Below are 13,361 nucleotides of genomic sequence, written 5' to 3' on the forward strand. Positions count from 1 at the left end.
AGGCCCGACCGTCTCGCCGACCCACTCACCCATCGCCACATGACGAGTCTGGCCCTGCCGCTGACGCGGCAGGGCCAGAACCCCAAGATCTTCATGAGCCTTCTAGGGCCTGTGTGCGGTCGTGATCAGTATGGGTATTTCGCTGCCCTGGTGAGGCTCATCGAGCCGTGCCTGCCGATGGGTGGGTACGGCCGGGCGGGGGTCAGGCGGGCGGGGTGTCGGGGCGAGCGTCGTACACGGCGCGGGCGGCGTCGATGTGCGCCAGGTGCGTGATGCTCCACTCCAACAGGGGTGCGGTGGCCTCGCGGAGGGTCCTGCCCATCGGAGTGAGTTCGTAACTGACGTGCGGCGGCATGACGTTGCGGACGGTCCGGGTGAGGATCCCGTCGCGTTCCAGGCCGCGCAGGGTGACGGTGAGCATACGCTGGCTGATCCCGTCGACGGCGCGCTTGAGTTCGGTGAAGCGGCGCGGCCCCTGGCTGAGGTTACGCACGATCAGCAGCGACCACTTGTCGCCGACGATGCCGAGGACTTCACGGGCCTGGCACGGGTCCTCCGGCCGGGCCGGCTGCGACTCGCCGCCCGCTGTGCCGCTCATGGTTACCTCCAGAGAACCGGGGCACCGAAATGTGCCTTATTGATCGGGGTGCGGCAGGTGCAGCACGATGAAATCGGTTCCTGAAGAGTACCGAGGCACGAACAGGAACCGTAATGGTCCCGCTCCTCCACGCCCCGCCACGCCCCGAAGAGAAAGAACGTTCCCCTCATGTCAACTTTTCTGCTGGTACACGGCGCCTGGCACAGCGGCCGGTGCTGGGAGCGGGTGGTCCCGCTGCTGGAGTCGGCCGGACACCGCGTGTTCGCACCCTCGCTGACCGGCTACGGCGACAAGGCACACCTGCTCGGTCCCGAGGTCGGGCTGGACACGCACGTCGCGGACGTCGTGCAGCTGATCCACGAGGAGGACCTGACCGAGGTGGTGCTCGTGGGTCACAGCTACGCGGGGCTGGTCGTCTCGTCCGTGGCCAACGAGGTACCGGAACGGATCGCGCACCTTGTGTACCTCGACGCGATGGTCCCGGAGCACGGCGAGACCGCCGTCGACGTGCAGCCCATGACCCAGAGCCTGATCGACCTGGCCGCCAGGTCCGACAACGGCTGGCGCATCCCGCCGTTGCCCGAGATGCCTCCGCCCCTCGGCCTGTTCGGGGTCACGGACCCGGCGGACGTCGCATGGCTGCGTGCGATGCTCTCCGACCATCCAGTGCGCTGCCTGCGGCAACCGGTCCGGCTGGACAACCCTGCCGTGGACTCGGTTCCGCGCACGCACATCCACTGCGTCGGCGCAGAGCCGGAAGGCATCGTGCGGAGGCCCGTCCCCGCAGCACAGCCCAACGGCTCCCCGGCACGGATACGGGAACTGCCGACCGGGCACGACTGCATGATCACCATGCCGGCAGACCTGAGCGAACTGCTGCTTGAATCCACCCTTCGGTAGCCACCGGACCGGGTAGGGGCCGTACTCGCAGCGAAATACGCATACTGATCACGACCGCACACAAGCCCTGGTCCGGCGAACCGGCGCCCCTCGTCGGCCGGCCGCGCTCATACGGACCCCGCTCACCGCCCGTCTCCCGGTCGGACAGCGCGGCACTCGCCGTCGCTGCCGCTTCGGGGAAGGAACCCACGATGACGCACACGGCACCGGTCACGATCGAGCAGGAACGTCACGAACTCGAGGCCGATGGGGGACAGGCGACCGGTCGGGGCGGCGAGCGCCGTCGGGGCGGTCTCGTCGGCAGGGCGCTGCGGACGTTCGCCGGCCTGCTGGCGGTCGTCGCGTCGATCCTCGTCGTCGGCGCGCAGCCGGCCGCCGCGCACCCGCCCACCGGATCGGTGTACGTGTGGGCCAGCGACGTGCGGGTGCGCACCTGCCAGAGCACCACCTGCTCCCTCGCCACCAACGAACGGCTGACCAGGGTCAGGGTCCAGGCGTACTGCCAGATGGACAACGGCGCGGCAGGCCGCGTGACGGACGGCCCGTACACCAACACCTACTGGGTGCAGGTCATCACGCCGGGCCGGACGCTGGGCTGGATCTCGGCGGTGTACGTCAGCGGCGGCTCCAACAACTCCCCGGTGCCCGGCGCCCCGGTCGACGGCCCGTCGGACCCCACCATCGACTGCGAGTTCATCTGACCGTCCCGGCAACCCACAGACGACCGAGGTCCCATGAACACGAGAAGTCCGGCCAGGGCGATCGCGACGGCCGCCGCGGTGGCCGCCACCCTCTTGACCATGTCCCCGGCGGCCTCAGCGGCCCCCGCAGCCCCCGCGGCGCCGGCGCCTGTCCCTGTGACCGCACGCGCCGCCCTGACCTCGGTCTACATCTGGGCCTCGAACGTGAACGTCCGCCACGACGGAGCCGACGCGGACTGCGTCTTCCACCCCTCCCGGGCCTCCTGCCCGACGGTCGTGGCCACCGTCTCGCGCACGACGGCACAGGGCCACTGCCAGCGGCAGGGCGAGACCATCCACGACAGCGGCTACAGCAACCGCTGGTGGACCCTGGTCGAGCTGGCCGACGGGAGGATCGGCTGGGTCAACAACATCTACATCCGGGGCGGCGAGAAGATCGCCGGAGTGCCCGACTGCTCCTGGTGACCCTCGGCAACCGCCCCGCACGGAGGTGCCGGCACCCGTACTGGACGGGTGCCGGCACCCAGCCCCAGTGACTGCCGGGGGGCTCGGGATACGTCCACCGGCTGCGGACATGAGCGGCCGTGGACGACAGGAGCGGCGGGGCCGGGGACTCAGATGTCCCGGAACGTCTCGATCTGTGCGCCGATCGAGTTCAGGCGTTCCGCCAGGTCCTCGTAACCCCGGTTGATGACGTACACGTTGCGCAGGACGGACGTTCCCTCCGCCGCCATCATCGCCAGCAGGACGACCACCGCGGGGCGCAGGGCGGGTGGGCACATCATCTCGGCGGCGCGCCAGCGGGTGGGGCCCTCGACCAGGACGCGGTGCGGGTCCAGCAACTGGAGCCGTCCGCCGAGGCGGTTGAGGTCGGTGAGGTAGATCGCGCGGTTGTCGTAGACCCAGTCGTGGATGAGGGTCTTGCCCTGGGCGACGGCCGCGATGGCCGCGAAGAAGGGCACGTTGTCGATGTTCAGGCCGGGGAACGGCATCGGGTGGATCTTGTCGATCGGCGCCTCCAGCTTGGAGGGCCGGACGGTGAGGTCCACCAGGCGGGTGCGGCCGTTGTCGGCGGGGTACTCCGGCGTGCGGTCGTGGTCGAGCCCCATCTCCTCCAGGACGGCCAGCTCGATCTCCAGGAACTCGATCGGCACCCGGCGCACCGTCAGCTCCGACTCCGTGACGACGGCGGCGGCCAGCAGGCTCATCGCCTCGACCGGGTCCTCGGAGGGGGAGTAGTCGACGTCGGCGTCGATGTCCGGCACGCCGTGCACGGTGAGCGTGGTCGTGCCGATGCCCTCGACCTTCACGCCGAGCGCCTCCAGGAAGAAACACAGGTCCTGGACCATGTAGTTGGAGGAGGCGTTGCGGATGACGGTGACGCCGTCGTGCCGGGCGGCGGCCAACAGCGCGTTCTCGGTGACCGTGTCGCCGCGCTCGGTCAGCACGATCGGACGGTCCGGGCGCACCGAGCGGTCGACCTGCGCGTGGTACTGCCCCTCCGTCGCCGCGATGTCCAGCCCGAACCGGCGCAGCGCGATCATGTGCGGCTCGATCGTCCGCGTCCCGAGGTCGCAGCCACCGGCGTACGGCAGCTTGAAGTGGTCCATGCGGTGCAGCAGCGGGCCGAAGAACATGATGATCGACCGGGTGCGGACGGCGGCGTCCGCGTCGATCGCGTCCATGTCCAGCTTGGCCGGCGGGACGATCTCCAGGTCCACGCCGTCGTTGACCCAACGCGTGCGTACGCCGATGGAGTTGAGGACCTCCAGGAGGCGGTAGACCTCCTCGATCCGGGCGACCCTGCGCAGCACCGTGCGTCCCCGGTTGAGCAGGGACGCGCAGAGCAGCGCCACGCAGGCGTTCTTGCTGGTCTTGACGTCGATGGCGCCGGACAGCCGCCGGCGCCCCACGACGCGCAGATGCATCGGCCCCGCGTAGCCCAGAGAGACGATCTCGCTGTCCAGCGCCTCGCCGATTCGAGCGATCATCTCAAGACTGATGTTCTGGTTTCCGCGCTCGATGCGGTTGACGGCGCTCTGGCTGGTTCCTAGCGCGTCGGCCAGCTGTGCCTGTGTCCAGCCCCGGTGCTGACGGGCGTCACGGATGAGCTTGCCGATGCGTACGAGGTAATCGTCTGCCATGGGGTTGAGGTTATCTCAGATATGAGATTGCACCTCGCTGGGGGGGCCATTCGGGTGATGGCGTGTCAGCGGCGTTTGGCGTTACGGGTCCGGCGCCAGCCGAACGGCCCCGGCAGATCCATGGACGTCGTACGGCGTCCGGTGCTGCTGTGGGTGTGGCGCGGGCCGTGCGAGCCGCCCCCGGTGGTGATGGACCAGGAGCGCCGGTTGATGTTCAGGCGCACGCCGGGCAGGATCCGGAAACTCTTGCGGAAGGTGAGGGGCATCGGGCCTCCTTGGTCGGGTCGAGCGGCGGTCGGGTCGCGCCGGGTCGCGCTGCTCGCGCTGGGTCGTGCAGCGGGAAGCGTTCTCGCTGTCGTCTACCCCGGGTCCGCCGTGACATGGCCACGCGTATCGCCCGTACTGCCGCGCGCGGGGGCCTCGCCCCGCCTCCGGGCCGCGCTCGCGCACGCCGTCGTAGGGGCATGGCGCGGCCCCGGGCATGACCAACCAGCCCTCATGTACTAGAGTTATCTCGACATCGAGATATCTGCCGAGGCGCACCGCAGCCGCCCACTCCAGTAAGGGTTACCTAACTTAGCCTGACCTTAGCGGATCGGCCAAGCTCGCGTGGCGGCAGGATGCGGTGGTACGCGCACATGGAATGAAGGAGACTGTCGTGTCGGCGAACAGCTTCGACGCCCGCAGCACGCTGCAGGTGGGCGACGAGTCGTACGAGATCTTCCGGCTGGACAAGGTGGAAGGCTCGGCTCGCCTTCCGTACAGCCTGAAGGTGCTGCTGGAGAACCTTCTCCGTACCGAGGACGGCGCGAACATCACCGCCGACCACATCCGGGCCCTCGGCAACTGGGACTCGCAGGCCCAGCCCAGCCAGGAGATCCAGTTCACGCCTGCCCGCGTGATCATGCAGGACTTCACCGGCGTCCCCTGTGTGGTGGACCTCGCCACCATGCGTGAGGCCGTCAAGGAGCTCGGCGGCGACCCGGCGAAGATCAACCCGCTGGCCCCGGCCGAGCTGGTCATCGACCACTCCGTCATCGCCGACAAGTTCGGCACGAACGACGCCTTCGCGCAGAACGTCGAGCTGGAGTACGGCCGCAACAAGGAGCGCTACCAGTTCCTGCGCTGGGGCCAGACCGCGTTCGACGAGTTCAAGGTCGTACCGCCCGGCACCGGCATCGTCCACCAGGTGAACATCGAGCACCTGGCCCGCACGGTCATGGTCCGCAACGGCCAGGCGTACCCCGACACCCTCGTCGGCACCGACTCGCACACCACCATGGTCAACGGCCTCGGCGTCCTCGGCTGGGGCGTCGGCGGCATCGAGGCCGAGGCCGCGATGCTCGGCCAGCCGGTCTCCATGCTCATCCCGCGTGTCGTCGGCTTCAAGCTCACCGGTGAGCTCACCCCCGGCACCACCGCCACCGACCTGGTGCTCACGATCACCGAGATGCTGCGCAAGCACGGCGTCGTCGGCAAGTTCGTCGAGTTCTACGGCGAGGGCGTGGCCGCCACCTCCCTCGCCAACCGCGCCACCATCGGCAACATGTCGCCGGAGTTCGGCTCCACCGCGGCGATCTTCCCGATCGACGGCGAGACGATCAACTACCTGAAGCTGACCGGCCGCAGCGAGCAGCAGGTCGCGCTCGTCGAGGCCTACGCCAAGGAGCAGGGCCTCTGGCTGGATCCGCAGGCCGAGCCGGACTTCTCCGAGAAGCTGGAGCTGGACCTGTCGACGGTCGTCCCGTCGATCGCCGGCCCGAAGCGTCCGCAGGACCGTATCGTCCTCGCCAACGCCGCCGAGCAGTTCAAGCAGGACGTCCTCAACTACGTCGACTCCGTGGACGAGTCCGGCAAGGAGTCCTTCCCGGCCTCCGACTCCCCGGCCGTCGCCCCGAACGGCTCCCCGTCCAACCCGGTCACCGTGACCGCCCCCGACGGCTCGACGTACGAGATCGACCACGGCGCGGTGACGGTCGCGGCCATCACCTCCTGCACCAACACCTCCAACCCGTACGTCATGGTCGCCGCCGCGCTCGTCGCGAAGAAGGCCGTGGAGAAGGGCCTGACCCGCAAGCCGTGGGTCAAGACCACCCTCGCCCCGGGTTCGAAGGTCGTGACGGACTACTTCGACAAGGCCGGTCTGACCCCGTACCTCGACAAGGTCGGCTTCAACCTGGTCGGTTACGGCTGCACCACCTGCATCGGCAACTCCGGCCCGCTGCCGGACGAGGTCTCCAAGGCCGTCAACGACCATGACCTGGCCGTGACTTCGGTCCTCTCCGGCAACCGCAACTTCGAGGGCCGGATCAACCCCGACGTCAAGATGAACTACCTGGCCTCCCCGCCGCTGGTCGTCGCGTACGCCCTCGCGGGCTCCATGAAGGTGGACATCACGCGCGACGCGCTCGGCACGGACCAGGAGGGCAAGCCGGTCTTCCTGTCCGACATCTGGCCCTCCGAGGCCGAGGTCAACGACGTCGTCGCGAACGCCATCGGCGAGGACATGTTCAACAAGTCCTACCAGGACGTCTTCGCGGGCGACGCCCAGTGGCAGGCGCTGCCGATCCCGAGCGGCAACACCTTCGAGTGGGACCCGCAGTCGACGTACGTCCGCAAGCCCCCGTACTTCGAGGGCATGACGATGGAGACCACCCCGGTCTCGGACATCGCCGGCGCCCGCGTCCTCGCCAAGCTGGGCGACTCGGTCACCACCGACCACATCTCCCCGGCCGGCGCGATCAAGGCCGACACCCCCGGAGGCAAGTACCTCACGGAGCACGGTGTCGAGCGTCGTGACTTCAACAGCTACGGCTCGCGCCGAGGCAACCACGAGGTCATGATCCGCGGCACGTTCGCCAACATCCGTCTGCGCAACCAGATCGCGCCGGGAACGGAAGGCGGCTACACTCGCGACTTCACCCAGGACGGCGGTCCGGTGTCGTTCATCTACGACGCCTCCCGCAACTACATCGAGCAGGGCATCCCGCTGGTCATCCTGGCCGGCAAGGAGTACGGCTCCGGCTCGTCCCGTGACTGGGCGGCCAAGGGCACGGCCCTCCTCGGCGTGAAGGCCGTCGTCGCCGAGTCCTACGAGCGCATCCACCGCTCGAACCTCATCGGCATGGGCGTCCTCCCGCTCCAGTTCCCCGAGGGCGCCTCCGCCCAGTCCCTCGGCCTGACCGGCGAGGAGACCTTCTCCATCGCGGGCGTCACCGAGCTGAACGAGGGCACCACGCCGCGCACGGTGAAGGTCACCACCGACACGGGCGTCGAGTTCGACGCGGTCGTCCGCATCGACACCCCCGGTGAGGCCGACTACTACCGCAACGGCGGCATCATGCAGTACGTGCTGCGCAGCCTGATCCGCAAGTAAGCGATCAACTGAGCGGTCAAGTAAGCGGTACGGAACGGCAGTTGAGGGCCGCATCCCCGAGGACGGGGGTGCGGCCCTTCGCCGTGTTCGTCCCGGGTCATCACCCACCCTCTGGCTGAGCACAGCATTCCCCCAGCCGACCGGGACACGATCGGGACATGACTGACACCACCGGGTCCCGAACCGGGCGTATCCGAGTGATCGAGGCGGAGGAGGGGAGATGAGCGCCGAACGTCACGGCCGACGGCTCGCGCACCGGCTACGCAACCACGCTTCCCGCAGCCGTGCTTCCCTCAGCCGCGCTGCCCGCAACAGCGCTTCCGGCAACGGCGCTCCCGGATACCGCCTTTCCAGCAACAGCGCTCCCGGATACCGCCTTTCCAGCAACAGCGCTCCCGGATACCGCCTTTCCAGCAACAGCTCTTCCGGCAGCCCCTCTCCCCTCAGTCGTCCCGGCCGCAGCCGCTCCCTGTGCCGTGGTGCCCCGCGTGACCGCGCCCCGGCGACGACCAGTCCCCCCGCTCCTCTGACCCGAACCGGGCCCGGGGCGACGCTTCACCCCGTCGAGTGAAGTGCCGTCGGTTCGCATGAGGCTGCGCAGGACTGCCGCTATCGTTCTCTCCCCGACAGCGAGGGGGGATCGTCGTGGCGCGAGCGAAATCGGATACTTCGGCCAACTCCATCTGGCCGCCCGCAGAGTTCCTGGAGGCGTTCAACAAGCTGGGCGAGGGTGACAAGGCGCTTGTCCTCGGCCTGATCGAGCAACAAGTGGCGGCCCGCGAGCGGGAAGACCGCCGCAGGGCGTGGCTCGCGGTCGTCCTCGGTCTCGCGTTCGCCTGCCTGGCCTTCTATCTGGAGACGAGGGGCGACCCGTACGTCAGCCTCGGAGTCGTCGCACTGGCGGTCATCCTCGTCTGGTGGCTGATGAACAGATCGAGCCGTGACGCCTCCGGCGGGGCGCCGCTCGCCCTGGTGCGCGGTATCTCCCAGCCCCCGCAGGTGTGAAGGCTCCGGCCGGCCCTTCCCCACTTTACAAGTCGGCCGCCTGGCGCTACCTTCCGCCTCAGGTGGGGTGGGAGCGCTCCCATTTCGGTGGACCGGAACCCGCCCCCGGGTTCGCTCCCGCTTCACGTCTCGCACTCCCTACATGCGCACCCTGCGACGGCAGTCGTGCCGTCCTGTAGCACCCGCACTCCCCCCACCCGCACGGTCCGTACACGGAAGGACGGACTCCCTCATGCGAAGTGTCATGATCATGGCAAAAACGGGGCTGAGCTTACGCACCAGGGCTCTTCTCCTCGTCTTCGTCTCGCTCCTGGCCACCGTCCCGGCCGTCGGCCTCATCGTCTCCGCCGGCGGCAGGGCCGAGGCCCACGGCACCCCCATGAAGCCCGGCAGCCGCACCTTCCTGTGCTGGCAGGACGGGCTCACCGACACCGGTGAGATCAAACCGATCAACCCGGCCTGCCGGAACGCCCAACAGGTCAGCGGCACCACGCCGTTCTACAACTGGTTCTCGGTGCTGCGCTCCGACGGAGCCGGCCGCACCCGCGGCTTCGTGCCCGACGGTCAGTTGTGCAGCGGCGGCAACACCAACTTCACCGGCTTCAACGCCCCCCGCAACGACTGGCCGCTGACCCACCTCACCGCCGGCGCCACAGTCGACTTCTCCTACAACGCCTGGGCCGCGCACCCGGGTTGGTTCTACGTCTACATCACCAAGGACGGCTTCGACCCGACCAGGACCCTCACCTGGAACGACATCGAGGACCGCCCCTTCCTCTCCGTCGACCACCCGCCGCTCAACGGCAGCCCCGGCACGGTCGAGGCCAACTACTCCTGGTCCGGCCGGCTTCCGGCCAACAAGTCGGGCCGCCACATCGTCTACGTGGTCTGGCAGCGCTCCGACAGCCAGGAGACCTTCTACTCCTGCTCCGACGTCGTCTTCGACGGCGGCAACGGCGAGGTCACCGGCATCCACGAGCCCGGCAACCCCACCGAGCCCGTCCCCGGCACCTGCACCGCCACCCGCAGGACGACCGGCTCCTGGAACGGCGGCTACCAGTCCGAGGTGACCGTCACCAACTCCGGGAACGTGCCCATGCTCGGCTGGATGGTCGACTGGTCACTGCCCGCGGGCCAGCGGATCGACAGCCTGTGGAGCGGCAACGCCACCTACAACGGCCAGGCGGTGATGGTCCACAACGCCAACTGGAACGGCTCGTTGAGTCCGGGCCAGAGTGCGACGTTCGGCTACGTCGTCGCCGGTTCCGGCGGTGACAGCACCACCAGCCTGCCCTGCCGCGTGGGTTAGCCGACCCGCTTCGGCGGATCACCGGACCCGGATCCGGTGGGCGGTGCGCCTCCCCGCCCACCGGATCCGCATGCGCGTCCGCAACCGGCCTCGCGTCCCGGTCGCCGTAAAACCCCTTGCACGGCCACCGCGCGCTCGCCTACATTCGCTCACATGGGAACTCTGTGATCGCCCCCCGCCCGACCGTGTAGAGCTCAGCTCCGCCGTCGTGGCGTGCCGATTCGTCCTCGAATCCGTTCTACCGGCCGTTCCGCGCGGCCGAGAACAGGGGCTTTCGCATGCGTGCGCCTTTTTCTGCTGTTCCCGGTACATCGCCGTCTTCGTCGTCGGCCTCCCCCTCGTCGTCCTCCTCCCCGTCCTCCTCCCCGTCTCCCTCCCAGCTCTCCCTGCACGGCGTCATCAAGCGCTACGACGACCGTGCCGTCCTCGACCAGGTCGCCTTCGCGCTCGCCCCCGGCGAGAAGGCGGGCGTGATCGGCGAGAACGGTGCCGGCAAGTCCACGCTGCTGCGACTCCTCGCCGGGGAGGAGCGGCCCGACGCCGGGGAGGTGAACGTCGTCGCGCCCGGCGGAACCGGTTACCTCGCCCAGAGCCTCGGTCTGCCGCCGGAGGCCACCGTCCAGGACGCCGTCGACCTGGCGCTCGCGGAGCTGCGCGGGCTGGAGGCGGCGCTGCGGCGCACGGAGGCCGCGCTGGCCGAGGCGTCCGAGGGCCCTGAGCTGACGGCCGCCCTCGACGCGTACGCGCGGCTCACCGAGCGGTACGAAGCCCGTGAGGGCTATGCCGCCGACGCCCGTGTCGACGCCGCCCTGCACGGCCTGGGTCTGCCCGACCTGTCCCGGGGCCGTCGCCTGGGCACCCTCTCCGGCGGCGAGCGCTCCCGGCTGGCGCTGGCCGCCACACTGGCATCGCGCCCCGAGTTGCTGCTGCTCGACGAGCCGACCAACGACCTCGACGACCGCGCCGTCCACTGGCTGGAGGAGCACCTGCGGGCCCACCGCGGGACCGTCGTCGCCGTCACCCACGACCGTGTGTTCCTGGAACGGCTCACCGCCACGGTCCTGGAGGTCGACGCCGGTCGCGTCACCCGCCACGGCGACGGCTACGTCGGCTACCTCGCCGCCAAGGCCGCCGAACGCCGGCGCAGGCAGCAGCAGTACGACGAGTGGCGTGCCGAACTCGACCGCAGCCGTCGGCTCGCAGCCTCCAACGTCGTACGACTGGACGCCATACCGCGCAACATGGCGAAAGCCGCCTTCGGACACGGCGGCTTCCGTCTGCGGGGGCGGGCGCACGGCGCGATGAGCCGCATCCGCAACGCCAAGGAACGGGTCGAACGGCTCACCGCCCACCCGGTGGCGCCGCCGGCGGAGCCGCTGACCTTCACGGCCCGCATCGCCACAGCCAAGGACGGGACGGGGACCGCGGGCGGTTCGGACGCGCCGCACGGAGCACCGGCCGTGCGGCTGGACGGTGTCGTCGTGGACGATCGTCTGCGGGTGCCGGAGTTGAGCATCGGCCCAGGGGAACGCGTGTTGGTCACCGGGCCCAACGGCGCGGGCAAGACAACCCTGTTGCGGGTTCTGGCCGGTGAACTGCGCCCGGACGAGGGCGCGTCGATCGTACTCGGCCGGGTGGGTCACCTCCGGCAGGAGGAGACGCCGTGGCCGCCGGGGCTGACCGTGCTGGAGGCCTACGCCCAGGGCCGCCCCGGCGACCGGGACGAGCACGCCGAACTGCTGCTGTCCACCGGCCTCTTCGCGCCGACGGAACTACGCCGGCGCGTGGGGGAGTCGTCGTACGGCCAGCGACGCCGCATCGAACTCGCCCGGCTGGTCCGCGGACCGGTGGACCTGCTCCTGCTGGACGAGCCCACCAACCATCTCTCCCCGGCGCTCGTCGAGGAGCTGGAGGCGGCGCTGGCCGGCTACGGGGGCGCGCTCGTGCTCGTCACCCACGACCGCCGGATGCGGGCCCGCTTCACCGGCAGGCGGCTCGAGATGCGCGAGGGGGCGGTGGTAGGCGACCGGTGAGGAGGGGCGCGCGTCACCCGTCCAACACGCCCCGCAACCAGCTCAGTTGCCGCCGCACATGCTCCGCCTCGCCCCCCTCGTGCCCGTTGTACGGATACGCGTGCAGCTCCTTGCGAGGGGCCTCGCCCCGCAGCTCCCCGTACCGGTTGAACGCCGCGTACACCCCGCTCGGCGGGCACACCGTGTCCCGCAGGCCCGTTCCGAAGTGGGCCGGGGCGTGGGCGCGGCGGGCGAAGGAGATCCCCTCGACGTAGGAGAGGGTGCGGTACGCGGGCCCCTCCGCGCCCCGGTGGACGGCGAGATACGCCGCGATCTCGCCGTAGGGACCGGCGTCGGTCAGTTCCAGGGCGCGGCGGATGCCGCACAGCAGGGGCGCGGTGACCAGGGCGGCGGCCAGGTCGGGGACCAGGCCCGCGACGGCCAGGGCGAGACCGCCGCCCTGGCTGTTGCCGACCGCGGCGATCCGCGTCCCGTCCACGCCCGGCAACGCCCGCACCGCGGTCACCGCGCGCACCGCGTCGGTGATCAGCCGGCGGTAGTGGTAGTCGTGCGGCGCGAGGAGCCCGCGGACGGCCGGACCGGGACCGCCGGGCGCGGCGGCGTACGGGTCGGGGGTGTCGCCCCCGTTGCCGTACTGGTCGCCCTGGCCGCGGTTGTCCATCAGCAGGTGCGCGTACCCGGCGTTCACCCAGGTCAGACGCTCGTGAGGGAGGCCGCGGCCACGGCCGTAGCCGACGTACTCGACGACCGCTGGGAGCGCGGGAGGCGCTTCGTGCGGCTCCGCGCCGGGCGTCCGCGCGGGCCGGCTGTACCAGGCCCGCACCGGTTCGCCCGCGAAGCCGCGGAACGTCACGTCCCAGGTCTCGGTCAGGCGCAGGCCGGTCTGCACGGGCCGGACCGCGACCAGCGGCTCGTGCTGCGCGGCGTCCTTCAGGGTGTCGCGCCAGAACGTGTCGAAGCCGGCGGGCTCGTCCAGGTCGGGACGGTGGCGTTCCAGCTCGGGCAGGGGCAGGTCGAACGCGGGCACGGGCGGCACCTCGCAGGTCGTGGGCGATCGATCGTTGCGTACGACGTCCAGAAATTTGCGGAGGACAGTACCACTCGACTCACCCGTTCTACCCCGCACTTCGACGTTTCCAACGCCCGTCCCGCCTCAACGGCCGCCCGTGCAGCACCCATTGACAGCGCTTTCCGTGTGCCCGTACGTTGCCGCAGAGTTACCGGTAAGGGCACGAAAGTTTCGAGGCGCGCCAGTCGGGGCGTCCGGAGATCGAGCGTTTCTGATGACGCCCCGG

The 13,361-nt window shown here is 70.0% G+C and carries 11 protein-coding genes; 7 read left to right on the forward strand and 4 right to left on the reverse strand.

Translation table 11 applies throughout. From position 1 onward, the window contains the following. Positions 1–202 precede the first annotated feature (202 nt). Positions 203–598 (reverse strand): winged helix-turn-helix transcriptional regulator, encoded by a 396-nt coding sequence (locus ACFYX4_RS26650; RefSeq protein WP_389338360.1) that lies wholly within the window; start codon positions 596–598, stop codon positions 203–205. A 168-nt stretch (positions 599–766) separates the two neighbouring features. On the opposite strand from ACFYX4_RS26650, the gene ACFYX4_RS26655 reads away from it, so the two are divergent. The 3 genes from ACFYX4_RS26655 to ACFYX4_RS26665 all read left to right on the forward strand — a co-directional run bounded on the left by ACFYX4_RS26655 (position 767) and on the right by ACFYX4_RS26665 (position 2,664). Then, positions 767–1,498: an alpha/beta fold hydrolase gene (locus ACFYX4_RS26655; protein ID WP_389338363.1), complete on the forward strand. Its 732-nt coding sequence runs from the start codon at positions 767–769 to the stop codon at positions 1,496–1,498. Between the two features lie 191 nt (positions 1,499–1,689). Continuing rightward, complete coding sequence (locus ACFYX4_RS26660; protein ID WP_389338366.1) at positions 1,690–2,199, forward strand: hypothetical protein; 510 nt, start codon at positions 1,690–1,692, stop codon at positions 2,197–2,199. 156 nt (positions 2,200–2,355) lie between these two features. Next, on the forward strand, positions 2,356–2,664 hold the full coding sequence (locus tag ACFYX4_RS26665) for a peptidase M23 (RefSeq protein ID WP_389338369.1): 309 nt from the start codon (positions 2,356–2,358) through the stop codon (positions 2,662–2,664). A gap of 149 nt (positions 2,665–2,813) precedes the next feature. Here ACFYX4_RS26665 and ACFYX4_RS26670 read toward each other — a convergent pair whose 3' ends face one another. Continuing rightward, on the reverse strand, positions 2,814–4,343 hold the full coding sequence (locus ACFYX4_RS26670; RefSeq protein ID WP_389338372.1) for a helix-turn-helix domain-containing protein: 1,530 nt from the start codon (positions 4,341–4,343) through the stop codon (positions 2,814–2,816). Between the two features lie 65 nt (positions 4,344–4,408). Next, positions 4,409–4,609, reverse strand: coding sequence for a DUF4236 domain-containing protein (locus ACFYX4_RS26675; RefSeq protein ID WP_389338375.1), 201 nt, complete (start codon positions 4,607–4,609; stop codon positions 4,409–4,411). Positions 4,610–5,001: 392 nt separating this feature from the next. Between ACFYX4_RS26675 and acnA the strand changes: the two genes are divergently transcribed. The 4 genes from acnA (at position 5,002) to ACFYX4_RS26695 (ending at position 12,066) form a co-directional block, all read left to right on the forward strand. Then, positions 5,002–7,719 (forward strand): aconitate hydratase AcnA, encoded by a 2,718-nt coding sequence (gene acnA, locus ACFYX4_RS26680; RefSeq protein ID WP_389338378.1) that lies wholly within the window; start codon positions 5,002–5,004, stop codon positions 7,717–7,719. A gap of 645 nt (positions 7,720–8,364) precedes the next feature. Then, positions 8,365–8,724: a hypothetical protein gene (locus ACFYX4_RS26685; RefSeq protein ID WP_389338381.1), complete on the forward strand. Its 360-nt coding sequence runs from the start codon at positions 8,365–8,367 to the stop codon at positions 8,722–8,724. 232 nt (positions 8,725–8,956) lie between these two features. After that, on the forward strand, positions 8,957–10,033 hold the full coding sequence (locus tag ACFYX4_RS26690; RefSeq protein ID WP_389338384.1) for a lytic polysaccharide monooxygenase: 1,077 nt from the start codon (positions 8,957–8,959) through the stop codon (positions 10,031–10,033). Positions 10,034–10,311: 278 nt separating this feature from the next. After that, positions 10,312–12,066, forward strand: a complete 1,755-nt coding sequence (locus tag ACFYX4_RS26695; protein ID WP_389338387.1) for a TlrC/CarA/OleB/SrmB family ABC-F type ribosomal protection protein — start codon at positions 10,312–10,314, stop codon at positions 12,064–12,066. 13 nt (positions 12,067–12,079) lie between these two features. Here ACFYX4_RS26695 and ACFYX4_RS26700 read toward each other — a convergent pair whose 3' ends face one another. Next, positions 12,080–13,093, reverse strand: coding sequence for an acetylxylan esterase (locus ACFYX4_RS26700; RefSeq protein ID WP_389338390.1), 1,014 nt, complete (start codon positions 13,091–13,093; stop codon positions 12,080–12,082). Positions 13,094–13,361: the final 268 nt, after the last annotated feature.

Origin of the sequence: Streptomyces sp. NPDC002328, from assembly GCF_042890065.1 — a bacterium.
In the GTDB taxonomy this organism is placed as follows: Bacteria; Actinomycetota; Actinomycetes; order Streptomycetales; family Streptomycetaceae; genus Streptomyces.